The sequence below is a fragment of the Stenotrophomonas sp. 364 genome (genome assembly GCF_009832905.1).
Lineage (GTDB): Bacteria > Pseudomonadota > Gammaproteobacteria > Xanthomonadales > Xanthomonadaceae > Stenotrophomonas > Stenotrophomonas maltophilia_AP.
Window position 1 is genome coordinate 2,007,190 of record NZ_CP047135.1, and the last position, 24,353, is coordinate 2,031,542.

Annotated in this window: 27 protein-coding genes; 24 read left to right on the forward strand and 3 right to left on the reverse strand. The window is 67.9% G+C overall.

Annotation, left to right across the window (positions count from 1 at the left end; translation table 11 throughout):
- Positions 1-97 precede the first annotated feature (97 nt).
- Complete coding sequence (locus GQ674_RS09185; RefSeq protein WP_159496805.1) at positions 98-688, reverse strand: hypothetical protein; 591 nt, start codon at positions 686-688, stop codon at positions 98-100.
- Between the two features lie 260 nt (positions 689-948).
- Between GQ674_RS09185 and GQ674_RS09190 the strand changes: the two genes are divergently transcribed.
- The 4 genes from GQ674_RS09190 to GQ674_RS09205 all read left to right on the forward strand — a co-directional run bounded on the left by GQ674_RS09190 (position 949) and on the right by GQ674_RS09205 (position 5,627).
- Positions 949-2,097, forward strand: coding sequence for an SPFH domain-containing protein (locus GQ674_RS09190; RefSeq protein WP_159496806.1), 1,149 nt, complete (start codon positions 949-951; stop codon positions 2,095-2,097).
- 21 nt (positions 2,098-2,118) lie between these two features.
- Positions 2,119-3,456 (forward strand): TFIIB-type zinc ribbon-containing protein, encoded by a 1,338-nt coding sequence (locus GQ674_RS09195; protein ID WP_159496807.1) that lies wholly within the window; start codon positions 2,119-2,121, stop codon positions 3,454-3,456.
- Positions 3,453-3,704, forward strand: a complete 252-nt coding sequence (locus tag GQ674_RS09200; RefSeq protein WP_159496808.1) for a hypothetical protein — start codon at positions 3,453-3,455, stop codon at positions 3,702-3,704. Before GQ674_RS09195 ends, GQ674_RS09200 begins: the two co-directional genes overlap by 4 nt.
- Before the next feature lie 270 nt (positions 3,705-3,974).
- The gene (locus tag GQ674_RS09205) at positions 3,975-5,627 is read left to right on the forward strand and encodes a tyrosinase family protein (protein ID WP_159496809.1); all 1,653 of its coding nucleotides are present in this window, start codon (positions 3,975-3,977) and stop codon (positions 5,625-5,627) included.
- Between the two features lie 78 nt (positions 5,628-5,705).
- Here the strand turns inward: GQ674_RS09205 and GQ674_RS09210 are convergent, their stop codons facing one another.
- Positions 5,706-6,137: a GFA family protein gene (locus GQ674_RS09210; protein WP_201290238.1), complete on the reverse strand. Its 432-nt coding sequence runs from the start codon at positions 6,135-6,137 to the stop codon at positions 5,706-5,708.
- Between the two features lie 137 nt (positions 6,138-6,274).
- Here GQ674_RS09210 and pip point away from each other — a divergent pair, with 137 nt between their 5' ends.
- The 15 genes from pip to GQ674_RS09285 all read left to right on the forward strand — a co-directional run bounded on the left by pip (position 6,275) and on the right by GQ674_RS09285 (position 17,346).
- Positions 6,275-7,240 (forward strand): prolyl aminopeptidase, encoded by a 966-nt coding sequence (pip, locus tag GQ674_RS09215; protein WP_159496810.1) that lies wholly within the window; start codon positions 6,275-6,277, stop codon positions 7,238-7,240.
- 169 nt (positions 7,241-7,409) lie between these two features.
- Positions 7,410-8,066, forward strand: a complete 657-nt coding sequence (locus tag GQ674_RS09220) for a hypothetical protein (protein ID WP_159496811.1) — start codon at positions 7,410-7,412, stop codon at positions 8,064-8,066.
- A 100-nt stretch (positions 8,067-8,166) separates the two neighbouring features.
- A complete protein-coding gene (locus tag GQ674_RS09225) occupies positions 8,167-8,766 on the forward strand; it encodes a DNA-3-methyladenine glycosylase (RefSeq protein ID WP_159496812.1) in 600 nt (199 codons plus the stop codon).
- 269 nt (positions 8,767-9,035) lie between these two features.
- Complete coding sequence (locus tag GQ674_RS09230) at positions 9,036-9,338, forward strand: hypothetical protein (RefSeq protein ID WP_159496813.1); 303 nt, start codon at positions 9,036-9,038, stop codon at positions 9,336-9,338.
- A 405-nt stretch (positions 9,339-9,743) separates the two neighbouring features.
- Positions 9,744-10,034: a RebB family R body protein gene (locus GQ674_RS09235; protein WP_159496814.1), complete on the forward strand. Its 291-nt coding sequence runs from the start codon at positions 9,744-9,746 to the stop codon at positions 10,032-10,034.
- Positions 10,035-10,070: 36 nt separating this feature from the next.
- Positions 10,071-10,340, forward strand: coding sequence for a RebB family R body protein (locus GQ674_RS09240; RefSeq protein ID WP_159496815.1), 270 nt, complete (start codon positions 10,071-10,073; stop codon positions 10,338-10,340).
- Between the two features lie 29 nt (positions 10,341-10,369).
- Positions 10,370-10,639, forward strand: a complete 270-nt coding sequence (locus GQ674_RS09245; protein ID WP_159496816.1) for a RebB family R body protein — start codon at positions 10,370-10,372, stop codon at positions 10,637-10,639.
- 55 nt (positions 10,640-10,694) lie between these two features.
- Positions 10,695-10,967 (forward strand): RebB family R body protein, encoded by a 273-nt coding sequence (locus tag GQ674_RS09250; protein WP_159496817.1) that lies wholly within the window; start codon positions 10,695-10,697, stop codon positions 10,965-10,967.
- A gap of 64 nt (positions 10,968-11,031) precedes the next feature.
- On the forward strand, positions 11,032-11,268 hold the full coding sequence (locus GQ674_RS09255) for a RebB family R body protein (protein WP_159496818.1): 237 nt from the start codon (positions 11,032-11,034) through the stop codon (positions 11,266-11,268).
- The gene (locus tag GQ674_RS09260; protein WP_159496819.1) at positions 11,265-11,843 is read left to right on the forward strand and encodes a RebB family R body protein; all 579 of its coding nucleotides are present in this window, start codon (positions 11,265-11,267) and stop codon (positions 11,841-11,843) included. The genes GQ674_RS09255 and GQ674_RS09260 overlap by 4 nt, the downstream gene beginning before the upstream one ends.
- A gap of 39 nt (positions 11,844-11,882) precedes the next feature.
- On the forward strand, positions 11,883-12,230 hold the full coding sequence (locus tag GQ674_RS09265; protein ID WP_159496820.1) for a hypothetical protein: 348 nt from the start codon (positions 11,883-11,885) through the stop codon (positions 12,228-12,230).
- Between the two features lie 20 nt (positions 12,231-12,250).
- Positions 12,251-13,318: a hypothetical protein gene (locus tag GQ674_RS09270; RefSeq protein WP_159496821.1), complete on the forward strand. Its 1,068-nt coding sequence runs from the start codon at positions 12,251-12,253 to the stop codon at positions 13,316-13,318.
- A gap of 188 nt (positions 13,319-13,506) precedes the next feature.
- Positions 13,507-13,836, forward strand: a complete 330-nt coding sequence (locus GQ674_RS09275) for a hypothetical protein (RefSeq protein ID WP_159496822.1) — start codon at positions 13,507-13,509, stop codon at positions 13,834-13,836.
- A gap of 35 nt (positions 13,837-13,871) precedes the next feature.
- Complete coding sequence (locus GQ674_RS09280; protein WP_159496823.1) at positions 13,872-15,383, forward strand: hypothetical protein; 1,512 nt, start codon at positions 13,872-13,874, stop codon at positions 15,381-15,383.
- A gap of 4 nt (positions 15,384-15,387) precedes the next feature.
- Positions 15,388-17,346 carry a DUF4135 domain-containing protein gene (locus GQ674_RS09285; protein WP_159496824.1) on the forward strand — a complete coding sequence of 653 codons (1,959 nt, stop codon included), beginning with the start codon at positions 15,388-15,390 and terminating at the stop codon, positions 17,344-17,346.
- 57 nt (positions 17,347-17,403) lie between these two features.
- Here GQ674_RS09285 and GQ674_RS09290 read toward each other — a convergent pair whose 3' ends face one another.
- Positions 17,404-18,912 carry a helix-turn-helix domain-containing protein gene (locus GQ674_RS09290; protein ID WP_159496825.1) on the reverse strand — a complete coding sequence of 503 codons (1,509 nt, stop codon included), beginning with the start codon at positions 18,910-18,912 and terminating at the stop codon, positions 17,404-17,406.
- Positions 18,913-19,148: 236 nt separating this feature from the next.
- On the opposite strand from GQ674_RS09290, the gene GQ674_RS09295 reads away from it, so the two are divergent.
- The 5 genes from GQ674_RS09295 to GQ674_RS09315 all read left to right on the forward strand — a co-directional run bounded on the left by GQ674_RS09295 (position 19,149) and on the right by GQ674_RS09315 (position 24,312).
- Positions 19,149-19,841: a DUF3348 domain-containing protein gene (locus tag GQ674_RS09295; protein WP_159499363.1), complete on the forward strand. Its 693-nt coding sequence runs from the start codon at positions 19,149-19,151 to the stop codon at positions 19,839-19,841.
- Positions 19,842-19,851: 10 nt separating this feature from the next.
- A complete protein-coding gene (locus GQ674_RS09300; RefSeq protein WP_159496826.1) occupies positions 19,852-22,413 on the forward strand; it encodes a DUF802 domain-containing protein in 2,562 nt (853 codons plus the stop codon).
- Positions 22,410-23,057, forward strand: a complete 648-nt coding sequence (locus GQ674_RS09305) for an OmpA family protein (RefSeq protein ID WP_159496827.1) — start codon at positions 22,410-22,412, stop codon at positions 23,055-23,057. Before GQ674_RS09300 ends, GQ674_RS09305 begins: the two co-directional genes overlap by 4 nt.
- Positions 23,047-23,706, forward strand: coding sequence for a DUF2894 domain-containing protein (locus tag GQ674_RS09310; protein ID WP_159496828.1), 660 nt, complete (start codon positions 23,047-23,049; stop codon positions 23,704-23,706). The genes GQ674_RS09305 and GQ674_RS09310 overlap by 11 nt, the downstream gene beginning before the upstream one ends.
- Before the next feature lie 306 nt (positions 23,707-24,012).
- Positions 24,013-24,312 (forward strand): hypothetical protein, encoded by a 300-nt coding sequence (locus GQ674_RS09315; protein WP_236546240.1) that lies wholly within the window; start codon positions 24,013-24,015, stop codon positions 24,310-24,312.
- Positions 24,313-24,353 lie beyond the last annotated feature (41 nt).

A 24,353-nucleotide genomic window follows, 5' to 3' on the forward strand; every position in this document is an offset into this window, starting at 1 on the left:
AAGAAACGGCATCACGCGATAGGACGGTGCGGTCCATGAGCCGGCACGAAGGTTGCGTCCTCGCCTCCCCCCGGGTCCTCGCGCGCCCGCAGTGCCCTCAGCAGCGCTGGCTGACGGTATGGAACCGCTGCTGCTGCGCGTCGAAGAATAGATAGGCCTGGCCGGTATCGTGGCCCAGCCCGCGGATGTCCAGTTGCCCGACGAACACCATCGGCACGTCGTCGGCGAGCGGCCATTCCGGCTCCTGCAGCCACTTCGGCGGCGCTTTCAGGTAGCGGAAGTCACGCGTGATCGCCGCCTTCAACGCCGTCTGCAGGGCCTTCGGATCCAGCGCATCGTGATCGGCCATGAAGCGGGCGATGTAGGCCGATGGCAGTGACAGCCATTTCGGCTGGGCGTTGAGGGCCAACGTGAAGCGACGTTCGTGGCTGTCGTCCACGGCATGCGCAATGCCCTGGCTGTCGAGCCGTTCGGAAAGCAGTGTCTGGACGTTGTAGATGCACGCCAGGCTCTCGTAGTCCTGGCTGATCAGGTACAGGTACAGATCGGGCTCTGCCACGTAGGCCGGCAGGTTCCGTTCGCCCTCAAGCAGGACCTGAAGCGCCGCGTCGGTGTGGAGGCACTGCTCGAACGCGCGCGGTGAGATTCGGCCTTCGACGAACTGCTTGATGATGTCCACGCCACTCATTCGGTGTTGCCTCCGTGCCGCAGACGCGCCGCGCCGCGCGCCGCCCCTGCCCTGCTGATGGCCGGCCATCGTGGCATCGGCAGTGGCGGATTCGCAATGCCATGCATGCGGGGTGCGCCTGTCCCGCCCGAACCGATCACCGCCGGGGCGGGGCCAATGCCACGCCCTCGCCCACTCCTGTGGCCCTCTTCCCGGTGCCTGATATAGTCCAGCAGGTACGGCGGGCACCCTGCCCGTCCACGAACGACACGGAGTTGGCCATGGGTCTGGTACAGGCGGTGAAGGGTGCAGTTGGCGGCGTTCTGGCGGACCAGTGGAAGGATTTCTTCACCGTGCCCGCCGGCCTGCCGTCCACGGCGGCGCTGTTCGCGGCGGTCCCGCGCGGCACCAATGCCGGGCGCGGGTCCAATACCAGCGCCTCGTCCAACATCATCAGCAACGGGTCGAAGATCGTCGTCCCCGAAGGCTACGGCCTGCTGCTGTTCCAGGACGGGGCCATCACCGGCTTCGTTGCCGAGCCGGGTGGCTACGAATGGCGCTCCGATGACCTGAATTCGCAGTCGATCTTCGCCGGCGACGGCGTGGTCACCCCGCTGATCAAGCAGAGCTGGGAGCGCTTCAAGTTCGGCGGCCAGCCCGGCGCGCAGCAGGCGGCGTACTTCGTCTCGCTCAAGGAGCTGCCCGACAACCGCTTCGGCACCCAGTCCGAGATCTACTGGGACGACGGTTTCCTGGGCACGCAGGTGGGGGCGGTCACGCGCGGCTCGTACACGCTGAAGATCGTCGATCCCATCCTGTTCGTGAAGAACTTCGTGCCGGCCAGCTACCTGCAGCCGGGCCAGGTGTTCGACTTCACCGATCTGGACAACGCCGCGGCCAGCCAGCTGTTCAACGAAGTGGTGGGCTCCCTGGCGCCGGCCTTCAGCCTGTATACCAACGATCCGGGCAAGGGCAACCGCATCACCAAGCTGCAGCAGGACTCGCTGGGCTTCGCCAAGAGCCTGTCCGACGCCGTCGAGCAGGCCTACCAGTGGAAGTCCGACCGCGGCCTGGCCATCGTCAAGACCGCCATCGTCTCCATCGAGTACGACGCCAACACCCGCGAACTGCTCAAGACCGTGCAGCGCGCCGACGCGCTGGCCGGTGCGCGGGGCAATTCCAACCTGCAGGCCAGCGTTGCCCAGGGCATCCAGTCGGCCGGTGAGAACGGCGGCGCGGCCGGCCTGGTGGGCGTGGGCATGGCCTCGGGCATGTTCGGTGCCGGCACCCTGCAGCAACCGGTCGCCCCGGCCGCGCCGGCTGCCGATGACCCGGTGGCCAAGCTGAAAAAGGCCAAGGAAATGCTGGATCTGGGGCTGATCACCCAGGACGACTATGACGCCCTGAAGGCCAAGGCGCTGGGCCTGTAACAGGCAAGGCGCCCAACGACCATGTCCGATTCCCGCACTCCGCCGCCCCTGCCGTCGGCGCCGCCACCACTGCCTGCGCAGCCGGTGACCGGCCCCGGTTCGCCGCAGGAGGTGCCGCCCCTGCCCGGCAGCTTCCCGGTCGACCCGGCCACACTGCCACAGCCCATCCGCGACGAGATCGAGGCGCCGGATCCGGTGGCCCTGGACACCCGTGCAGCCGAGCTCAAGGACGGCCTCAACCGCTGTCCCAAATGCGGCAGCACCGACGTCCGGCTCAAGCTCGGCACCGACGTGCTGGTCTGCCAGTTCTGCCGCAACGAATGGCAGGGCACCCGCGCCGAAGAGGCCTTCGGGCTGGGCGACGGCCTTGACCAGTTGCGTGGCACCGTTATCGCGTCCGGCGCACGGGACATCCAGGCCGATACCGCCAGCCTGATGAGTTTCAAATGCACCGGCTGCGGCGCCGAGGTCACGATCAATACCGAAAGCACGATGACGGCACGCTGCCACTGGTGCCGTCACGTATTCGGGGTCAATGAGCAGGTCGCCAACGGTGCCGTACCCGATGCGGTGTTGCCGTTCCGCATCTCCAAGGACGATGCGGTGGCGCGCATCCGCCAGTTCGTGGACAAGCGCCGGCTGTTTGCCTTGAAGGCCTTCAAGGAGCAGTTCACGCCTGAGAACGTGGTCGGCGTCTACCTGCCCTACATGATCGTGGACAGCAATGTCAGCGCGAGCGTCGCCGGCAAGGGTGAAATCAAGACGCGCGAGTACACCCGCGGCACCGGCGACAAGAAGCAGACCTACTACGATGCCGACGTGTACCAGGTGGAGCGGCATGTCGACTTCACCGTGGACGACCTGACGCTCGAATCCTCGGCCGAGCGTGGCAACCTGGATGCTCGGGCCAACACCAACAACATCATCAATACCATCCTGCCGTTCGACACCAAGAATGCGTTGAAGTGGAACGCCTCGTTCCTGACCGGCTTCACCTCGGAAAAGCGCAACCTCGACGTTGAGAAGCTGCGGCCGCGGCTGGAAGACCAGCTGTTGTCGATCGCCCGCGCCGAGGTCGAGGACTCCGTACGCCGTTATACCCGCGGCGTCCGCTGGGAGAAAGAGCGCCTGGACGTGCACGGCACGCGCTGGGTATCGATGTACCTGCCGGTGTGGCTGTACTCGTACCACCAGCCCGGAAAGAACGGCGGCATGCTGCATTACATCGCGGTCAATGGCCGTACCGGCGAAACCATGGGCAGCGTGCCGGTGCAGCAGTGGAAGATGCTGCTGGCTGCGCTGACCACCGGCACCATTATCGAAGCCCTCGTGCTTCTCTTCCTGGTAGCGTCCTCATGAGCGATGACAGTGGACTGTGGTTGCTGGCCGCCGGCCCCGCCGGCGCGTCGGCGTTGTACTGGGCGCTGTACCGGTATTACCGGAACACCGACAAGTCGCACGCGTTCGAGCGTGAAACCACCATCGACGCCAAGCCGGTGACCGGCTCGGACCGCAAGATCGATACGATCACCGGCACCCAGACCACCAGCATCGCCGGCAACAACGTCGGGGCGTACCGGTCACGGGTACAGCGCGACACGGGCTGAGCCCACCTGGCACCGCGGTTTCACATGGATATGTGCGGTGCCTCCCATAACCGAATATTGATGCCCGCACCGGGACCGCATTTCGCAGCGCCCGGTGTGCGCGGCGTGCTACTACTGCCCCGCCATCCCGCGCCTGGGCGGGTTTCCCCAACCGTCAACGCGTGCTGGCACGGGGCCTGGAGGCCCCGTCGGGCATGGCTTTGTGTAGTGGCATGTCCGCGCAGTGATTCGTAACCCATGCGGTTCCATCGATCACCAGGGAGTACCACCATGCGCTACACACGCCGTGATTTCCTTGCCACCGCCGCCAGTGCCTCGGTCGCCGCCTGGGCATCGAGTACTGCATTCGCCGGGGGCGCCACCGGCACCGACGCGACTGCCGCTGCCACCTTCCATCGTTACAACGTCAACACGCCGCAGGGCCAGCGCATGCTGGCCAGCTACGCGCGCGGCATCCAGAAGATGCTGGCGCTGCCGGCCGATCACCCGCACAACTGGTTCCGCAACGCGTTCGTGCACCTGATGGACTGCCCGCACGGCAACTGGTGGTTCTACGTCTGGCACCGCGGCTATGTGGGCTACTTCGAGCAGACCATCCGGATGCTCAGCGGTGATCCGCAGTTCGCCATGCCGTACTGGGACTGGACGTCGCAGCCGGAGATTCCGGCGACCATGTTCGACGGCGTGCTTTCGCCTACCGACCCGGCCTACGCGCCATACACCGGCAACCTGGCACGGTTCACAAGCTTCATCCAGCCGGCGTTGCAACAGTACTGGAACAGCCTCGACACCCAACAGCGCCGGCAGCTGGCCGCACGCGGCTATGCGGACTTCGGCGCCTTGTGGAACGATGTCACCGGCTACAACGCCGACGCGAAGACCGGCATCTCCGGCAATGCGGGCTATGCCATCACCTGTGGGGCGCGCTACCTGTGGCGCCAGAACGCCCGCCTCGATGCCAAAACCGCCGCCGCGGTATCGCCCGACACCATCCACGCCGGCCTGTCGCCGGTGGATTTCTACAACAGCGACGTCAGCCGCAGTTTCACCAGCTCGCGCACGGCCTCGCACGTGGACTCGCCGGACAAGAACACCCAGTTCTCGGTGCTGGAGGGCTTCCCGCACAACAAAGTGCACAACTGCATCGGGGGCGTCGGTGCGATCGATCCGGGCCCCTACGGGAATATGACCAACTTCCTGTCGCCGCTGGACCCGATCTTTTACCTGCACCACGCCAACATGGACCGGCTGTGGGACGTGTGGACCCGCAAGCAGCTGAGGCAGGGGTTGCAGATCATGCCGCCGCCGGGGCAAGCCCGCGATGCGTTCATGACCGAGCCCTTCCGGTTCTTCGTCAAGGCCGACGGGAAGTTTGCCGGGATGAAGCCCGCCGCGGACTTCTTCAGCACCCAGGCCTTCGACTACGACTACGTGGGCGAAGGGGCTGGCGCGCTGCAGAGTGCGGCGCTGGCGGTGAAGGCCGCAGGACCGGCCACGCTGGTGCGCGGCAAGCGCCGCGGTGCCGCCGTATCCGTGTCGCTGCCGGGCACGGCCCGAGGCCAGTTGGGTGCGACGGCAGCGCCCGCGCTGATTGCCGAAGTCACCGTGGAGCGGCCGCGCGGCCTGCACAACACGCGCGAGTTCGACGTTCTGGTGAATGCACCGGCAGGGGTCGAGACGGTGGATGCGAACAGCCCCTACTACGTGGGCACGGTGTCCTTCTTCGGTCCGCCGATGACCGGCATGGACCATTCCCACCCCACCACGTTCGCCGTACCGCTGCCACAACGGCTCAACCTGCTCAAGGCTGGCGCGGCCGACGCCAGTGGCAGCAAGGCGCTGGAGTTCCGGCTGGTGGCCTCCACCGGACAGGCCGCCGAAGCGTTCCCGGTCCTGGACGCGGCGGTGCTGGTGGTGCCCTGAGGGAGGCGCCAGGCGCCGTAGTACGTCACGCAGACAGGGCCGCCACGCGGTCCTGTCTGTGCTCGCGGGTGACGTGCGTCAGGCCGATGCGGCGTCGTAGGTTGGGCCATCCCAGCCGTCCAGGAATTTGGGCAGGGCGTCGATGACGTCGACAATGCGGTCACGGTAGAACAGGTGCATCGTGGGCGCGAAGGACTCCGTCAGCGCGCCACCCAGGGCACGGGCCACCAGCGCATTGGGCACCACGCGCATGCCCAGTCGATTGGTGCCGAACAGCACGTCCCCACAGCGGCTGCAGAACGTTTTTGAGAGCTGTTTGTGCGGATGCGGGAACACCGTTGCCGCGCCCTCCTCCACCTCGACCGCGTCTGCGTTCCAGGCCGTGGCCGAGAGCATGGCCGTGGCGTAGAAGTCCCGGCAGGTACTGCAGTGGCAGATGGCGCGCGCAACCGGCGCGCCGTTCAGGGTAAGTGTGGTGCGTCCACACAGGCAGTTGGCGCGAAGCATCATGCGTGTCTCGGCGTTCAGTAGGCCGGCATGTTACCGGCAACGGCGGCCCGCCAGCGCAGCACTGCCATGCACGCGGCAGTACTGTGGATTCAGTCCAGGCTGGCTATGCTTGTGTTCTCCGTCCACGAGCACCCGCCATGCGCATGTTGTATCCCACCATCGAACCTTACCGCGAGCATCGTCTGCCGGTGGATGCCGTGCACACGCTGCATGTCGAGGAATGTGGCGCAGCGGACGGCATTCCCGTGGTGTTCCTGCACGGCGGCCCCGGTGCGGGCGTGTCACCCACGCACCGTCGTTTCTTTGATCCCGCGCGCTACCGCATCGTACTGATCGACCAGCGCGGCAGCGGTCGCTCTACTCCGTTCGGCGAATTGCGTGACAACACCACCGCGCACCTCGTGGCCGACATCGAGTCCGTGCGCGAGCACCTGGGCATCGACCGCTGGCTGGTCTTCGGCGGCTCGTGGGGGTCCACGCTGGCGCTGGCCTACGCGCAGGCACACCCGGACCGCGCCACCGGCGTGATCGTGCGCGGCGTGTACCTCGGCCGTGCCGAAGAGAACCGCTGGTTCAACGAGGCCGATGGCGGCGCCCGCTGGATTTTCCCCGAACGGTGGGCGCGCTATGAAGCGCACATTCCCGAGGCCGAACGCGGCGAACTGATCGCCGCTTACTGGCAGCGCCTCGACAGTCCCGACCAGGACGTGGCCATCGCTGCGGCGCAGGCATGGCTGGGCTGGGAAGACCACGCGGCCACGCTGGTGCATGACGTGGAGGCGCGCTCGCACGCCGATCCCTTGGCGACGCTGGCCAAGGCGCGCATCGAAGCCCATTACTTCCGCCACCATGCGTTCCTGGAGCACGGGCAGCTTTTGCAGGGCGTTGATCGCATCCGCCACCTGCCGGGGGTGATCGTGCAGGGCCGCTACGACATCATCTGCCCCGCGCGCAGCGCCTGGGATCTCGCGTCTGTCTGGCCGGAGGCGCAGCTGGAGATGGTGCTGTCGGGCCATGGCGCAACCGAACCGGCCACCGCTGACGCGCTGGTGCGGGCCACCGACGCCTTCGCCGACCGCATCGCCGGTCCTGTCCGCGCCTGAAGCGGTCGGATGCAGTAGCAACACCCAGGCATCGCGCGACGCGGCGGTGCGCTGCATCGCCGGTCCATGGCACGGCGTTAACGGGGTGCGGTGCACGCTCGCAACCACGTTGAGCGAAGCAGGACCACGTATGCACCCCACCCTTCGAACCGTTCTGGCCGGCGCCGCCATGGTGGCGTTGGCCACGGCGTGCACCGCGTCCGATGCCGATGCGTCACGCGAGACAGCGGCGCCCTCGGCACTGCCGACAGCCACGCCACCGGACACGGACACGGTCGCGTCGGTGGCGGGCCGCGCCACACCACCCGCGCAGTCAGCGGATGCCTTCGCCGAATCTGCGCCGGGCATCGCAGTCCGACCGGTGGCAGGCACCACCGTGCACCGGGACTTCAAGCGCAGCTACCTGGCGATGGATACGTGGACGCTATACCCCGCCGAAGGCAGCACCGGCCGGCCGCTTGTGGCGCTGGTGCTGGATGGCTCCAACGAGATCACATCGGCAGAAATGCGGATCGGGCGCAGCGACGGCGCCGCAGACGTGAAGTCGTGCACCACGCCCCCGTCCGATGCGGCAGGCAAGGCGGATACGGCGGATGTAGACGGTGTGCGTACCACCCACTTCAGCAGCAGCGACGCGGCGATGAGTCACTACCTGTCGGCCGACAGCTATCGCGTCGTCCAGGGCGGCGCCTGTTATGCCGTCGACCTGATCATCGCCGGCACCCGTCCGGAGGTGTACGACCCGCCGCGCACGCCACCATTTACCGCGCAGCAGGCCAAGGCGGCGCTGGCGGCCATGCTCGCTGCGGTGCACTGGACGCACTAGCGGCGTAGCTGCGCGCCCGTTGATGTCGCCACCACGCATCAACGCTCACCATCCAAGGCAACGGCGCGCGCCACGGGCGCCCCTGTGATGAGGCCTCTGCATGCACGACTGGGCAACACTCCCTCGAACGTTCTACCAACGCCACCCCACCGAGATGGCACCGGCGCTGCTCAACAAACTGCTGGTGCGCGATGACGGGCGCGCGGGCCGTATCGTCGAGGTGGAAGCCTACGCGGGCAGCGAAGACCCCGCCGCGCATTCGTTCCGCGGGCAGACGCCGCGCACCGCCACCATGTTCGGTGAGGCCGGCCACCTGTATGTGTATTTCAGTTACGGCATGCATTGGGGATCGAACGCGGTCTGCGGCGAGGTGGGTCAGGGCTGGGGCGTGCTGCTGCGTGCATTGGAGCCGGTGCAGGGCCTGGCGTTGATACGTGAGGCGCGCCCGGCCATCCGCCACGACCGCGACCTGGCCAGTGGGCCGGGCCGGTTGTCACAGGCAATGGGCATCACCAAGGCACTGGATGGCGCGGACCTGGTGCGCAACGATCGCGGCGTACGCATTGTCTCCGATGGGATGGCGCCGCCCACCGAACCGGTGGTTGGCCCACGCATTGGTATCAGCAAGGCAACGGATTTTCCGTGGCGCTGGCACGTGCCCGGGCATGCGCACGTATCGGGTCGTTCCGCGCGGCGCTGATCCTGCCGCGAGCTGCGCTGGTATTCTGCTCGGCTGCCCGGCACCGGTTGACGCACGCGTGGTGATCGCGCGTCGTCGCCCGTTGTTGCATCACGAAATGGATGTCCCCCGATGAAACCCCTTCCCACCCTGCTGCTGGGTGCTGCCCTGCTGTGCGGCGCAGCGCCGCTGCGCCGCACAGCAGGGCACGTCTACTAGGTTGGCCTGGACATCCGCCTGGCCGGCCACGGCACGTTCCGGCAGCGTAGTCTCAACAGCCTTGCGTCAGCGTGGAACTCACCGGAACCGACGTGCAGGGTCGTGGCCGGCAGGTGCTGCAGCGTGCCGACGGCATGCCGATCGAGACGCGCATGCAGCTGACGCTGGCACCCCGCGACGACCTGCCCGCCACCGAGCAGCGGATGGATCTGGACCCGCTGCAGCGCCTGGAGAGCGAGACCCTCCTGAAGACGTATCCGGCGACGATCCAGGCCCACCTCGATGCACCGCCCTTTTCGGCGGTGTCGTCCAATGCCGACGATTACCCACTGTCGCCGCCGGAAGCAGGCGCTGCCTTGGCGCGAGAGAAGTAATTGCACCGCCTCGCGTAGCGCGTGGCGCACCGCAGAAAGCGCATCCGGTCGATTACCGCTACGGCGGGACGTGGTTAGTTGTTGATCGGCATCACACTTCCATCGAAGGCGACTGCCTTGCATGCAGGGCCGCCCTATCGTCGTGCACGCCCGGAATCCAGCAAAGTGCCCGGGTTTTTCCTGTCTACGGCAGGCGTCGCCACGTCCAGACGCAGGGGCGCCGCATTGGAGTAGCCAACCCGGTGCCGATGACGGCAGCGCAGCGCCCTTTCACACCGATGCCACCGCATTTTCCGTCGATTCCGCCAATCGGGATATCGCGCGGCGCCTTACTGTGGCCCCACGGTGAAGCGGTTCCACCGTCAGGAACACCCGCCCACTTCCACTCATCCGCAGGAGGACATGATGGCATTCCCTACATCGGTCAATGACCAGATCACCGATTCGGTCACCCAGGTCAACACCAAAGTGCTCGGCGACGGCCCGGCCGTGGCGATGGGCAACCTGTACCAGGCCACCGCCCAAGCGCTGGCGAACGCCGCCCACAACGCCACCAACGCGCAGCAACAGTCCTACGTGACAGCGCAGTCTGCCACCACCATGGGCGTGGCCACGCTGTACTCCATCGACACGGCCACCACCGGGGTGGCCACCAAGGACATCCTGAGTACGCGGGTCCGCGGCCTCGGTAACTGATCCCTTCCCTGATCCACGCCCGACAAGGATATCGACATGGCATTCCCGACCTCCGTCAACGACCAGATCACCGATTCGGTCACCCAGGCCAACACCAAGGTGCTTGGCGATGCGCCCGCCATCGCAATGGGCAACCTGTACCAGGCCACCGCCCAGGCGCTGGCCAACGCGGCACATAACGCCACCAATGCCCAGCAGCAGTCCTACGTCACCGCCCAGGCCGCCACCACCATGGGCGTGGCCACGCTCTATTCGCTGGATACCGCCACCACCGGCGTGGCGACCAAGCAGATTCTGGGCGCGTAACACCGCGACGACGTTCAAGGAGTTGAGCAATGGCATTCCCCACCGCCGTCAATGACCAGATCACCGACACGGTTTCGCAGGCCAACGTGTTGGTACTGGGCATCGCGCCCGCCACCGCCATGGGCAACCTCTACCAAGCCACGGCACAGGCCCTGGCCAACGCCGCCCACAACGCAACGATGGCGCAGCAGCAGATGTACGTCACCGCCCAGGCCGCGACCACGATGGGCGTTTCATTGCTCTACTCGCTCGATACCGGCGCCACTGGCGCCGCCACCCGGAAGATCCTCGGCGGCTGACCCCGGCCGTCGCCGATCTCCATACCGCTCCACCCACAGTTGAGGAGTCACTACCATGGCATTTCCAACCGCCGTCAACAGCCAGATCACCGATTCGGTTTCGCAGGTCAACACCAAGGTCCTGGGCGATTCGCCGGCGATCGCGATGGGCAACCTGTTCGTGGCGACGAGCCAGGCGTTGTCCAACGCAGCGCACAACGCCACCAACAACCAGCAGCAGTCCTACGTGACGATGCAGGCGTCCACCACCCAGGGCGTTTCAACCCTGTACTCCATCGACACCGCCTCGGCTGGTGTCGCTACCCGGGAAGTACTGGGCCTGCGGTGACCCACCCGGCCGCGGGTGCGCCTGTGGCCCACCGCAGCGCCCGACGTGACAGGCGCCCCCGCGCATGAGTAGTTCCCCCGCCATCGCCAGCCTGTTGCAGACAACCGCCGCAGGCTCGGCGATGGCAATTGCCCTGGCCCCGTCCTTTGCGATGTCGGCAACCTATCTGGTCGCTTCGGACACGCTGGGCCTGGCCATGCAGAACGCTGTCGCCCACCAGCAACGCGCCCAGGTGCTGGCAGGCGCATCGCTCGCCCAGGTCCTTGCCTTGATCATCCAGAAGGGAGCCGCTACATCATGACCGACGACAGCACCGTGAACAGCCAGCTGGTGGACAGCATCAGCAGCGTGGTGACGCTGACCGCCGGGCAGGCGCCAGGCCAATCATTTGGCATGCTCGACGTTGTACTGCTGGAGACACTGGGAACTGCCATGCACAACGCCGTCAATCGGCAGCAGAGTGCAGGCATGGTCAATGCCGCCGCGATCACCGCCGCGTGCGCCAAGATGATCTCCGCCCCGTTCCCGATGCCGCCCGCTCCCCCGCCGGTGCCCCCCGGCCCGCCGCCGGTCGTACTGCCGCTGCCGAGCCCGCCGCCGGCGCCGATGTCACCTGCGGCATTGATCGCTGCGGCCACCGCAGAAGCAACCACGGCCATCGACGTTCTCAAAGCGCAGTCGCAAGGCGCAAGCAGCGATGCAGCAACGGCGACCGCCGACCTGCAGCAGCTGGCCGCGGCTGCCACGGCTGCGCAGGCGCCGGCCACCCGTGCTGATCCATCGCCCGATCCGTCGCCCGACCCGGCACCGGTGCCGGTTCCCGCCCCGGCTCCCGCACCGACCACGCCGCCGGCGGGCACCGACGCGGCCACGTAAGCCCTGCCCGCCGCCACGCGTGCATTCCAAGGAGTTGTCATGGATCCCAGCAACGTCAACGCCCAGGTCATCGACGTCATCAACCAGGTGCAGATCGCGACGATGAGCCCGCAGGTCGTGCTGACCAGTGGCGCGGGAAAGGCCTACCAATCGGTCGCCCAATCGACCGCCATCGCGGTGCAGGACGCCACCGATGCCCTGCGCAATGTATCCACCATCGCTACCACGGCCGCCGGTGTCGCCATGGCGCAGTACCTGGCCACCGGCGATGACAAGTACGCCAAGGTGCTCACCCAGGCACAAACGATGATGCAGGGCGCCACCGAGGATTTCACCCGCATCGGCACCGCTGCTGCATCCGTGCTCAAGGGCTTTCCGGCCGGCTGAGCCCTACAGGAGAACTCCCCATGACCTTGTTCGTCGCCGAGCGCTCTGTCGCGTTGCCGCGCATGCTGTCCAGCCTGTGCCAGCAGGCGCTGTCCTTCATCGATGGCGGGATGCAATGGCTTGACTGGGCCATCCGCACGCCGCTCCACCGTTATCAGTTCGATGATGAAAGCCAGCTGCTGGATGCGATCCAGCAGGGCCTGCATGACACCCCGATGGCCTGGCTGCCGCAGATAGGCCTGCAGGTAAGCCCGGTAAAACTCTTCAGCCTGGGCAGCGATGGATTGGCCGCGCTGGCGGCGGCCGAAGCCGGCGACACCCGTCAGGTGCTGGCCTTGCAGGTGCAGCACGTGCTCGTTGACAACGGCCTGGTCACCACGGCCCAGCTCGGTGCGGCGTCGGCGCTGCCCGGCGAACTGGGCGTGGCGGACGCCCCGCTGCTGCAGGGGCTGGGGTTCGATGAGCGGCTGGCGCTGTTCCAGCTGGTGGCCACGCCGCCGGCTGCGGCACAGCCTGCCGTGACGCCGCAGGAGGCCGCCAGCTTCGCCGTGGCGCAGGCGCAGCATCCGTTGGAATTCTGCGATTACTACCGTTTCTACATGCAGTCCGCGGCTGCGGGAGAAACGGCCGACGCGCGCCAGCAGAACACCACGGTGGCCTTGCAGTCGCTGCTGCCCACGTTGTTTGGTGCACTGGACGGCATCCCCATCGCAACGCTGCCGTCGCCACAGCAGGTAGCACAGGCGCTGGCCAGCTACATGGCCGGCGGTCGCCAGATAGGGTTTCCGCGCATCAGCCTGGCGCTGCAGCAGACGGCCGCGCAGTCGCGCACGCCTGGCGTGGAGCTGGCCGTCAGCCCGGACGCCAGCGAGGCCTACCTGGCCGCTGCGCAGCGTTTCCTTGCCAGCCACCCGCCCCGCAACGGCCGTCTGGGTCAGGATGGCCGCAGCGTCCAGTTCCAGCTGGAGGGCGATGGTCGACAGGCACAGCTTGCGTTGCACAACGGCGTGCTCAGCCTGGCGGCCTTCGGCACGCAGGACACAGCCACTGCCAACACCCCCCCAGCGCCGACGGGAGCACCGCCGTGACGTCCGACCCGCCGCCCGATCCGCCTCCCGACACCCTGTCTGCGGCCGGCCCTCCCGCACCCACCGACGGTCAGCAGGCACACCGCGATGCCCCTGGCGACATCTCCCGTGGCAGACAGGTGTTCCGCGCCCTGCTGCAGGCGGTGCGCCGCCCTACCCCCTCATTCCCCGCTCCAGGAGACCATGCCATGCCTACCCTGCCCCCCGGCGTCCCCCTTCCCCCGACCACCGCACCGGACCCGGCGCCGCCGTCGGACCCGATGCGGGTCGCACAGACGCTGGTTGACCAGGCAATGTGCGCCAGCGACGCGCTGATCCAGGCCGCCATGGTCAGCACGCAGCAGTCCATCACCGCGGCCAACCAGGCGGTGCAGGCGGCCGATGCAGCCGCGCAGGCCGCCGTGCAGGCGGCAACGTCCGCCGCCGACGCTGCGGTGCAGGACGCCATGCGCCAGGCCAGCAGTGCCACCGACGGCGGCGCTGCATCCCCACCCCCCGCCGACGGCCCGGCCCGCTGACGCCGGCAGCGCCCCGCCGTAGAGGAGCCGCACGCATGTTGAAGATTCCCTACTCACCGCCGCAGTTGCCGCGGAACCAGGTCGAGAACGCAGACGCCTCGCGGGTCGCCATGACTGGCATGGTGACCCGGCTCGAACAGTGGATCGGCAACAACCCGGTCTATGCAGCCGGCAAACTGCTGCAGCCTGACGATCGCGCGCTTCTCGCCCAGACCTGGGGCCCCACCCTGGCCAGCACGGCCGTCATTTCCACCGCCGGTGTGCGTGAGCATGGCGACACCGGCTGGCGCGACGAACTGAGGGTCATGGCCGGCGTTACCTCGGCCGCCTTCGATGCGTCGCTCTATGCCAGTGCCGACATGAAGCAATGGCTGACCCACTCCCACCTGGGCCGGTGCGCCTACTGCGAATCGCTGGTCCAGCATGTCAGTTGGGGCGACGTGGAGCATTTCCGGCCCAAGGCCGGATGGGGCAAAGGGGAGGAACTGTATCGGCCGGCCTACTACTTCCTCGCCTACACACCGGACAACCTGCTGTATGCCTGCGTGATGTGCAACGAGGCATACAAGAAGAACGAATTTCCGATCACCGGTGTACGCGCCCGGGAGCGCGCGGACCTGGATGCCGAACTGCCCGTGCTGATCCAGCCGTATGTCGACGATCCGCGCAACCACATCCGCTTCAATCCGCTCAACGGCAGCGCCTATCCGTGGGATGTGGTCAAGGCGTTCTACAGCGATACCGCCCCGCAATGGACATCCGGTGAGATACAGGCGCGCATCTGGGCCGATCCGCGGCTCATTCCCCAACAATCCACTACCGCCCCCGGGGTCGACAGCGCGTTCGCACGCTGGGTAACCCAGCTCGATATCGGAACCGCCAACGGGCTTGCCCGCGGCGGGTCCAGCATCGCCATCCTGGGGCTGAACCGCGCCACTCTGCTGCGCGCACGCGTTGCGCATCTGCGCCAGTTGCGGGCGTTGGCGATTGTCAGCAACGGCGACACGCCGGAGGCGCTGTCGGCACGGCAGCTGATCGCCACCATTCTGCAGGGCGATGACAACGCCGTGCGTGCGGTGGTTCAGTACGCCTCAGCCTCCATTGACGCGCTGCGTTCATGGATGGGCGCCCCAGACGGCACGCTGCAGCCGCTGCAGGTGAACTGGCTGGATGTCTACAACCGCATCGTGGACGTATTCCCCGCGCCACCGGCGGGCGGCGAACCGATCCCGGCCAACGACGCGTTGTGCTATCTGCTCACCGCGGCAGACTTCGCCAACACGCGGTCGCGCCGCCTGGTGTTCATCACCGATGCCGATGCCGATGCCGAAGAGGTGCACGGTTACGTCGGTACGGACGCGTACTACACGCTCGCCGTCGATTGGGACGCCGACGCCGACAAGAACGTGGTGATCCGTCGTTCCGGAAAGCCGGACCAGGTGATCGCACTACGCGACTTCATCAAGCGCCGGATCACGCGCCGGACATTCAGGGGCGCGGAGATCACCGTCAATGGCACCTTCCCATCGTTCGACCCGAGGGTTTGAAGACATGGATACCTGGACGCTCCGCCCTTCCCGGGTATTTCCGTACCCGCGCCTGGCCGTCACCACCACCGTTCCGGATGCCCTGCGCGCCCGTCTGTACAGCTTCGAGCTGAGAGTGGTCTGGCGGTTGTTCGAGCAGTATGCCGAACAGCACCCGCGCCTTGCGTCGGCGCTGCTCGATCCTGCCCTGTTCGGCACCCTGGCGCGCCTGCTGGACGAACAGGTGGCGCCGACGGTGGTGGAGCTGGTCAGGGGCGAGGCCGCGATACGTTTCCCCGGTGCCGGCATCACCCGCGACATGTACCGGCAGCTGGCCGCAACGCTGGTGGCCAACCCGGAGGCATTCCTGGACCAGCACGACAGTGTCCGGCGACGGATCCACAGCACCGCGTTGAACTTCCAGCGCAGCATCCTGCGCTGCTGCGCGCGCCTGGAGGAAGACTGGGCCGATCTGCAGGCATACTTCTTCGCCGGCGTGGTGCAGGTGGCGCTGGTCCGCCTGGGCAGTTCCGGCAGCGACTTCCACAAGGGCGGCGGTCAGGTGCTGCTGCTGACCTTCCGCGACGCTGCAGGCAACGAAAGCCGCCTGGTCTACAAACCATCCGACCTGGAGCGCGACTTCCGCATCGTCGGCGATACCGCGGCACTGACGGCGGCGTTGAACGCCGCGCTGCTGAACGTGGTCACTGGCAAGGGCGTCACGGCAGCCGTGCTGCTGCAGGGCAACGGCAGCCTGTGCGAACTGTTCAACGACCAACAGCAGGCAGCTGCCGCGACCGGACCTGCGCTACCGGTGTACCGCATTCTGCCGGTGTGGCCCGGATCGGCGCTGGCGCTGCAGACCGATGCGGCGGGTGCGTCCGTGCTGCCGTTGCGCGACTCTTACGGCTATACCCAGTTCCTGACCAGCGGCGAACAGGACAACCGTTTTACCGCGGCGCAGCGTCAGATCTACTACAGCGCCTTCGGCGCGCAGGTTGCGCTGTGCTGGCTGCTGCAGATCACCGACATGCATCAGGAGAACCTGATCGTGCACCAGCATCTGCCCTACCTGATCGACTTGGAGGCGTGCAGCCCCGGCGTGCTGGAGGTACCGTCGGGCACGCAGTTGGACACCGCCTACAGCACCTTCTGCGCCGAGCAGCAGGACCGGCAGGTGATCGGGTGGGACACCCCAGACCTGCGCTATGAAACGCCCGGCACCGCCGCCAGGCAGCCGCTGCTCAATGCACTTTACGACCTGGATGGGCACCTCGCCTACCCCACCAACGTCGATCGTGCACAGCTGAGCGCCGCGTTCCAGAGTGCGGTCACGCTGATCCTGGCCAACGTGGCGGCCTACCAGACCTGGCTGACCAATGCAGCGCAGTTGGTGGCCCGCGTGCTGGTCATCTCCACCCGGTCGCTCCAGGGGGCGGAGCGCGCCATGGCCGACGCCGGCAACGTGGCCGATATCGTGCTCATGTGCCAGCGGGGTGGCGACATCGATCTATCCAGGTGGTCGCCGTTGTTCGCCGATGCCATTTCCCCCGCACAGGGCGATCCACCCACGCCCCAACAGATCGGTGCGCGCTATGCAGCGCTGCAGCCGGCCTTTGCGGTATGGAGCGATCCCCAGCTGGCGGCGGACTTCGCTGATGGCGACGTACCGACGTTCTACCAGCGCATGAGCGGCGTGGACCTGCTCAACTCGCGCGGGCGTGCCCTCACGGTGGATTATGGCCGGATGCTGGCCTCCCTGCCGGCGCCGAGGCAGCTGCCCGTGGCAACCGCACTTGTCCAGCAATGGGGCGCGCAGGCACCGCTGCAGCCCACCTGGTGGTTCGTCCAGCCGGTGCTGCAGACACAACGTCAGTACCTGCAACAGATGCAGGCACCCGGTGGCTTCAGTACGTTGCGCATCCAGGCTGCGCTGCAGGATCTGCAGCGTTGGCCCAATCGCCCTGACAGCCAGCCCGGATGATGGCAAGGCCGTGCGCAGCTCTCCTCTGCGCCAGGCCTGCGGGTTGGGACGGCAGGATCAGGTCGGCGGCAGCCGCCGGAAGGCGCGCGGACTGACCCCTACCACCCGGCGGAAGGTCTTCTCGAAATGGCTCAGGTCGCCGAAGCCTACCTGCAACGCGATATCGGTGATGCGCGGACGCAGGCTGGCCCGCAGCAGCTCCTTGGCCTTGCCGATGCGCATCCGCTGCAGCAGCGGCTTGAAAGTGACGCCCAGTTCGCTGCGGAACAGAAAACCGAGGTGGGACTGGCTCACGTGTGCCTGGCGGGCCAGATCGGCAAGCACCAGCGGCTCGGCGAAATGTTCGCTCATGTAAACCAGTGCCTTGCGCAGCGCATCGTGGAGGTCGCTCGACCCTGTCCGGTCCAGCGCCAGGACGTTGGTCACCCAGTCACTGTCGCGACGCCCGCCGCCGGGCGCGGGCATCGCTTCGGCCCCCGAGGCCCTGGCCGATCCCGCATCGCCACCGGCGACCGGCAGCGCCGCCGCCAGTGCCGGTGCATGCAGTTGGATGTCGGCGGCGCGGATGGGCCGACCGCCGGTCATCACGGCCAGGCGCGCCACCACGCGCTCCATTTCCAGCAGGTTTTCCGGCCAGCGATGCCGCCGCAGTACATCCAGCAGTTCGTCGGTGAGCGCGCGTTGCGGATCAAAGCCGTAGCGCTCCAGCGTCCGCGACACCAGTGCGGCGATATCGCCGGGACGCTCGCGCAGCGGTGGCACGTCGCCCACCAGGAATGCCAGCCCGGCCAGCAGCGCACGCGCGAAGCGCCCTTCGCGCACGCACGCCTCCAGGTCCTGGCTGGTGGAGGCCACCACCCGTGAATGGCGTTCCGGCGCCACCGTGATGGGCTGGATGCGCTGCGGCAACTGAGCCTGCAGGTGCGGCGGCAGTTCATCGATGGCATCCAGGTACAGCGTTCCTCCGGCGGCCTGTTCAAACCATGACGCCGGGTCGCCGGGTGGATCGGCGCAGTTGATCTCGATGAACGGCCCCTCCCGCAGCGGGCCGCAGGAGTGCAGTGCGACTGCGACCTCCATCTTCTCGGTGCCGAATTCGCCGCGCAGCAGCACCGGCAGATGACTGTGCGCGGCTTTTTCCACGAACGCGTCGACCCGACCCAAGGCGTCGCATACCCCCACCAGCAGGACCGGCCGCCGCAAGCGGGCGTCTGCCCAGGATTGTGCCTCATAGCGCTTGATCAGGTGCGCGCAACGCCGTGCGAATACTTCGCGCAGCCCCAGCGTGCTGTCCACGGTGGCCGCACTGCCCCCTTCCAGGTGCAGTTCGCCCAGCAGTTCGCCTGCATAGCGGATCGGGGTTGTCTGCCCATGTGCCGGGTTGCGGAGGGCGGTATCGCGCGGCACCCGGCGCGTCCCAGCGGAGGCACGGCGCTGCAGATGGAGCGTGCTGCCACGGAAGGCCTGGTGGCGGGAGAGCTCGTTGACCAGCGCGCCGAGCAGTTCGTGCAACGAACCGTAAGGGCGGTAGGCGCGATGCAGTACTTCACTGACTTGTCTGTACATTGAACGTCCTTCTAGGTTGACATCCTGACGCGCCGCTCCTGCGAGCGGCGCCATGCACGGCGAAGGAGCGCGGCAGCGGCGCATGCGTCAACGCTTTGACACGCGCATGCGCACGGCCAGGCTCCTGCCGGATGCTGCGCAATCCATGCCAATACCAGCCATCGCCAGGGGGGCAGGCCTCGTTCAGACAGGCCCGTTGTCTTTCCGGTGTAAAATTCAGCGTTTTAACCGGAACAATGGCGAAACCGCAGCACCGCCCGCCCCTGCCCGGCCCGGCCTTCATCCGTCTGTTGGCAGAATTTGCCGACGGCCAGGGGACCCCGACCAGCCCGGACCTGTCCGACCGCCTGAGCCAGTGGGTCGACTGGAACCGTGCGGTGGCGCTGTCGCGGGCGCTGGACGGAAGGGTGCCGCCCCCGCCTGCCGAGGCGGTCGCGTTCGATGCCGCCGAGGCGGCCGAATGCGTGCGGGTGCGCTCGGTACTGGCCGCCGCCATCGTTCAGCAACCTGACCCGCCAAAGCCCGGCGCCACGGACGATGCGACGGCGATCCGCCAACGCGTCGTTGCCCTGCAGCGTTCGATGCAGGCCAACACCGGACGGCTGCGTGGCCGCCTGCGCGACATGCTCAGCCTGGCCGGCCCCGAACTGGGGCGGCTGGCCGAGGTGGATGCGGTGATGGAACAGACGCTGAGCCCGCGCGAGCAGGCGTTGCTGGCCACGGTGCCTGCGCTGCTCGCCCAGCATTTCGAGCGGCTGCGCAACGCGGCGCTGCCAACGCATGTCGAAGGCGAGTCCGCCGACGCGATGCCTCCCGATGAGGGCTGGCGGCTGCGGTTCAACCACGCGATGCAGAGCGTGCTGCTGGCCGAACTGGATGTTCGTTTTCAACCCATCGAAGGCCTGCTTGCAGCGCTTCGCCCCCGATAACTGGGACGTCATGTTCAGAACTAGTCTTTATCTCGTCGTTTTCCTTGCAGGTCTGTTTGCCGCGTGCTGGATCGGCGTGGGATACATCGGGTCGAACCCGGTGGGTTTCGCGGTCGCACTGGTGATTGCCGCCTGCTACACCGCCGGGGGCGTCGAGCTGTTCCGCTACCGCCAGGCTACCGCTGGGCTGGGGCATGCGTTGGCCGATGTGTCGGCGGCCGAGCAGGACCTGGGCGCCTGGTTGCAGCGCGTGCCGGCCAGCCTGCGCAATGCGGTGCGCCTGCGCGTGGACGGCGAGCGTGTTGCCCTGCCCGCCCCGGTGCTGACGCCCTACCTGGTGGGGCTGCTGGTCCTGCTGGGCATGCTCGGCACCCTGCTGGGCATGATGGCCACGCTGCGCGGTACCGGGCTGGCACTGGAAAGCGCTACCGACCTGCAGGCCATCCGCGGCTCGCTCGGGGCACCGGTGGAAGGCCTGGCGGTGGCATTCGGCACCTCCATCGCCGGCGTGGCGACCTCGGCGATGCTCGGCCTGCTGTCGGCGCTGTGCCGCCGCGAGCGCCTGCAGACCGTGCAGCAGCTCGATGCGCGCGTGGCCACCGACCTGCACCCCCATTCACAGGCATGGCAGCGCAGCGAGACCTTCCGCCTTGCGCAGGCGCAGGCCGCGCTGATGCCGGCGCTGGTTGAACGCCTGCAGGCGATGACCGCGGCGATCGAGCAGCACAGCCTGCAGGCCAACCAGCAGCTGCTGTCCAGCCAGGAGACCTTCCATGCCAAGGCCGACGCCGAACACGTCCGTCTGGCGGGCGCGGTGGAGCTGGCGCTGAAAGACAGCATCGCCGCCAGTGCACGCGCGGTGGGCGAGGCCCTGCAGCCGATCATGGACAGCACCCTCCGCGGCATCGCCGCCGAAACCACCGCCCTGCAGCGCAGTGTCGGCGACGCCGTGCAGCGCCAGCTGGACGGCCTCAACGTCGGCTTCGAGGCCAGCCGCGCAGCCAGCGCGGACAGCTGGAACAGCGCGATCGCTGCGCAGCAGCAGACCAACCTGGCGCTCACCACCGACCTGCGCGCGGCGCTGGAGCACCTCACCGCCCAGCACGACCAACGCGCGCTCGGCCTGCTGGATGCGCTGTCGTCGCGTCTGGCGGCCAACGTGGATCACTGGGCCACCGCACAGGCGGCGCAGCAGCAGACCCATCAGGCGCTCACCGCCGACCTGCGGCAGACGCTACAGCAGTTCAGCGACAGCCATGACCAGCACACCCTGCGCCTGCTGGACGGGGTGGCGCAGCGCCTGGACGCCAGCGCCAGCAGCTGGACCACCGCCCAGGCCGCGCAACAGCGCACCAACGAAGCGTTGGTCGTGGAACTGCGCGACGCACTGGCCCGCTTCACCGACCAGCACCAGGAGCAGGCCGGCAGCCTGGCCGAGGCCCTGGCCAGCCGCCTGGACGCCACGGCCGAGCGCTGGAACAGCAGCCAGGAGCGCCAGCAGCAGGCAAACGCCGCGCTGATCGGCGGGCTGGACAGCACGTTGCAGGGCTTCACCCAGGCCCACGACGCACGTGCCAGCGCCCTGCTTGAGACGCTGTCCGATCGCCTGGACGCCAGCACGCGCAGCCACGCCGACGCGTGGCGTGATGCATTGGCCCAGCAGGCGGCCACGCATGCCAGCAGCGCTGCGCGCAACGAGCAGGCACTGACTGCCGTGGCCGGCAGCTTCGATACACACGCACGCACCCTCGCCGAGACGATGCAGCACGCGCACGCCACCCTGCAGGACGCGCTGGAAGCGCGCGACGCGCAGCGACTGGCGGCCTGGAGCGAGGCGTTCGGCACGCAGTCCACTGCGCTGGCCCAGCAGTGGGCGCAGACCGGCGAACATGTGGCGCGCCGCCAGCAGGACATCTGCGAGACGCTGTCGCGGACCGCGCAGGAGATCACCACCCAGACCCAGGCCCACGCAAGCGACACCATCGCCGAGATCTCGCGGTTGGTGCAGGTCGCCTCGGAGGCACCGAAGGCCGCCGCCGACGTGGTGGCCGAGCTGCGCCAGAAGCTGTCCGACAGCATGGTCCGCGACACCGCCATGCTGGAAGAGCGCAGCCGTCTGCTGGCCACGCTGGAAACGCTGCTGGATGCGGTCAACCATGCCTCCACCGAACAGCGCACTGCCGTCGATGCACTGGTGACCACTTCGGCCGACCTGCTCGACCGGGTGGGTACGCGCTTCACCGACCACCTCGCCACCGAAACCGGCAAGCTGGGCGAGGTTGCCGCGCAGGTCACCGGCAGCGCGGTCGAAGTGGCGGCACTGGCCGATGCGTTCGGCGGCGCCATGGAGGTGTTCGGCAGCGCCAGCAGCGGGCTGGGCGACCGCCTCGCGCAGATCAGCGGCGCGCTCGATGCCTCGCTGGCACGCAGCGACGAGCAGCTGGCCTATTACGTGGCCCAGGCGCGCGAAGTGATTGACCTGAGCGTGCTGTCGCAGAAGCAGATCATCGAAGAACTGCAGCAGCTGGGCGCGCGCCGCACGGCCGATGCGACCGGGACCGCCACCGCATGAGCGACGAGATCGAGGTCGATGGTGAATCCGGTGCACCGATCTGGGCCGCCTTCGGCGACCTGATGTCGGTGCTGCTGGGCGCCTTCGTGCTGATCCTGGTGGGCGTGGTGGCGCTGCAGCTGGAACTGTCCAACCGGCTGGACCACGAGGTCAAGCAGCGCCAGGCCGAAGCGCAGCGTCGCAAGACGCTGGAGCAGGCGCTGGCGGTGCCGCTGGCGGCCGGGCGGGTGACCATCGTCGATGGCCGCATCGGCATCCGCGGGAGCGTGCTGTTCGCTTTGAATTCCGACCAGTTGCAGCCTGAAGGCCGTGAACTGCTCAAGAGCCTGGCCGGCCCGTTGGCCGAGTACCTGTCCTCGCGCGAGGAAATCCTGATGGTGAGCGGCTTCACCGATGATCGCCAGGTGCGCGAAGGCAACCGCCAGTTTGCCGACAACTGGGCGTTGTCGGCCGAGCGCGCGCTTACCGTCACCCGGGCGCTGATTGCCGAAGGCGTGCCCGCCTCGGCGGTGTTTGCCGCCGCCTTCGGTGCCGAGCAGCCGGTGGATTCCAACGCCGAGGAAGCCGGGCGCGCGCGCAATCGCCGCGTTGAAATGGCACCGATTCCGCGGCCGAAAGCCACGGCGCCAGCCGATGCCCCGTAAGTCGTTGCCGGTGGCCGCACAGCTCGATGCTTGGCGCTTGCAGCAGCTGGACCGGATCGACCCGGTGGGCTTTGCGGTGATCGAGGCCTTGCAGTCGCGTGCGCAGGCATATCAGGGCGCAGTGCGACAGCTGCTGGATGCGCGGCTGGCCGCGCGGGTGGCGGCGTATGCGGCGCGCATTGCCGAGCAGACTGCGCGCACGCCACGCCACACGCGGGCCGCGCCTGCCGCAGACACCGACCGCGCACGTCCGCTGTCGGGCCTGCTGGCGACGTTGTCCGCGCATGCGGATACGCAGGCACCGTCGGTGCCGCACGACGCCCCCCTCGACACCGCGCCCACACCGGCATTCCCCGCGCTGCCGGCCATCAGCGAGTTCCGTGACCTGTGGGCCACGGTGCGCAATGAAAGCCAGAAGCGCATCTCGCTGGCGCAGGGGCCCGGCGACGGTGGCCCGTTGAATTCGGCGGTGCTGGTGCACCGCTCGCTCACCTTGATGAGCGAACTGTCCCCGGGCTACCTGCAGCACTTCCTGATGTACCTGGACAACCTGGCCTGGCTGGAACAGATGCAACCGCGCACTGCAACGCCGGCGCGTGACGTGGGACGTATCGCCAAGCCGCGCCGCGCCCGCGCCCCGAAGGCCTGACCGCCCCGCCGGCACGGCGCGCCCTGCGCTGCGCTGGATATACCAAGGTATATCGCCGCTAACCCACGGGCATCTAGGCCTGCGCGCAGCGGGCGCGGACAATACGCACACCGGCCAGGCGCACTGCGTCGCCGGCATCGCCCCTTCCACCACCGGACATTTCCATGGATCCCGACCCCGATCCTGCCGGGTGCCGCGCGCCCCTGGTTCCGCCCCTGCCCTGTTCCACCCCGGCGTCCGGCCGGCGGCGTCCGCACGTCTGAGTGCCGGGCGGCCGGCGGGCGCTGCCTGCCCGGAGGCCTTCCGATGCACTACAAAATCCTCTACATCACCCTGCGCCGCCTGATCCTTGATCGCGACGTGGCCGGCCTGCGCAGCCAGCTGCTGCAGCACGGCGCCCCGTTGTTCGCACGCGCCCTGGCCCTGGGCTCCGAGCGCGTCATCGCCGACGCCCTGAGCCTGCTGCCGATCTCCGAACGCCTGCGCGTGCTGCGCCACCTGCCGGCCGCCCTGCGTAGCGCGCTGCTGCCGCTGTGCTCGCGTGTCAGGCCCGGCCCGGCGCGCCCGCGCTGGTCGTTTCCCATCGCCAGCGTCCAGCACGCCTGATCTCCGCGCGGCCACGTCCTCACAGGCCGCGCGCAGCCCTG

Coding starts and splice junctions, on each gene's coding strand:
- GQ674_RS09185 (WP_159496805.1), bottom strand. CDS start 688: ATGAGTGGCGTGGACATCATCAAGCAGTTCGTCGAAGGCCGAATCTCA.
- GQ674_RS09190 (WP_159496806.1), top strand. CDS start 949: ATGGGTCTGGTACAGGCGGTGAAGGGTGCAGTTGGCGGCGTTCTGGCG.
- GQ674_RS09195 (WP_159496807.1), top strand. CDS start 2,119: ATGTCCGATTCCCGCACTCCGCCGCCCCTGCCGTCGGCGCCGCCACCA.
- GQ674_RS09200 (WP_159496808.1), top strand. CDS start 3,453: ATGAGCGATGACAGTGGACTGTGGTTGCTGGCCGCCGGCCCCGCCGGC.
- GQ674_RS09205 (WP_159496809.1), top strand. CDS start 3,975: ATGCGCTACACACGCCGTGATTTCCTTGCCACCGCCGCCAGTGCCTCG.
- GQ674_RS09210 (WP_201290238.1), bottom strand. CDS start 6,137: ATGATGCTTCGCGCCAACTGCCTGTGTGGACGCACCACACTTACCCTG.
- pip (WP_159496810.1), top strand. CDS start 6,275: ATGCGCATGTTGTATCCCACCATCGAACCTTACCGCGAGCATCGTCTG.
- GQ674_RS09220 (WP_159496811.1), top strand. CDS start 7,410: ATGGTGGCGTTGGCCACGGCGTGCACCGCGTCCGATGCCGATGCGTCA.
- GQ674_RS09225 (WP_159496812.1), top strand. CDS start 8,167: ATGCACGACTGGGCAACACTCCCTCGAACGTTCTACCAACGCCACCCC.
- GQ674_RS09235 (WP_159496814.1), top strand. CDS start 9,744: ATGGCATTCCCTACATCGGTCAATGACCAGATCACCGATTCGGTCACC.
- GQ674_RS09240 (WP_159496815.1), top strand. CDS start 10,071: ATGGCATTCCCGACCTCCGTCAACGACCAGATCACCGATTCGGTCACC.
- GQ674_RS09245 (WP_159496816.1), top strand. CDS start 10,370: ATGGCATTCCCCACCGCCGTCAATGACCAGATCACCGACACGGTTTCG.
- GQ674_RS09250 (WP_159496817.1), top strand. CDS start 10,695: ATGGCATTTCCAACCGCCGTCAACAGCCAGATCACCGATTCGGTTTCG.
- GQ674_RS09255 (WP_159496818.1), top strand. CDS start 11,032: ATGAGTAGTTCCCCCGCCATCGCCAGCCTGTTGCAGACAACCGCCGCA.
- GQ674_RS09260 (WP_159496819.1), top strand. CDS start 11,265: ATGACCGACGACAGCACCGTGAACAGCCAGCTGGTGGACAGCATCAGC.
- GQ674_RS09265 (WP_159496820.1), top strand. CDS start 11,883: ATGGATCCCAGCAACGTCAACGCCCAGGTCATCGACGTCATCAACCAG.
- GQ674_RS09270 (WP_159496821.1), top strand. CDS start 12,251: ATGACCTTGTTCGTCGCCGAGCGCTCTGTCGCGTTGCCGCGCATGCTG.
- GQ674_RS09275 (WP_159496822.1), top strand. CDS start 13,507: ATGCCTACCCTGCCCCCCGGCGTCCCCCTTCCCCCGACCACCGCACCG.
- GQ674_RS09280 (WP_159496823.1), top strand. CDS start 13,872: ATGTTGAAGATTCCCTACTCACCGCCGCAGTTGCCGCGGAACCAGGTC.
- GQ674_RS09285 (WP_159496824.1), top strand. CDS start 15,388: ATGGATACCTGGACGCTCCGCCCTTCCCGGGTATTTCCGTACCCGCGC.
- GQ674_RS09290 (WP_159496825.1), bottom strand. CDS start 18,912: ATGTACAGACAAGTCAGTGAAGTACTGCATCGCGCCTACCGCCCTTAC.
- GQ674_RS09295 (WP_159499363.1), top strand. CDS start 19,149: ATGGCGAAACCGCAGCACCGCCCGCCCCTGCCCGGCCCGGCCTTCATC.
- GQ674_RS09300 (WP_159496826.1), top strand. CDS start 19,852: ATGTTCAGAACTAGTCTTTATCTCGTCGTTTTCCTTGCAGGTCTGTTT.
- GQ674_RS09305 (WP_159496827.1), top strand. CDS start 22,410: ATGAGCGACGAGATCGAGGTCGATGGTGAATCCGGTGCACCGATCTGG.
- GQ674_RS09310 (WP_159496828.1), top strand. CDS start 23,047: ATGCCCCGTAAGTCGTTGCCGGTGGCCGCACAGCTCGATGCTTGGCGC.
- GQ674_RS09315 (WP_236546240.1), top strand. CDS start 24,013: ATGCACTACAAAATCCTCTACATCACCCTGCGCCGCCTGATCCTTGAT.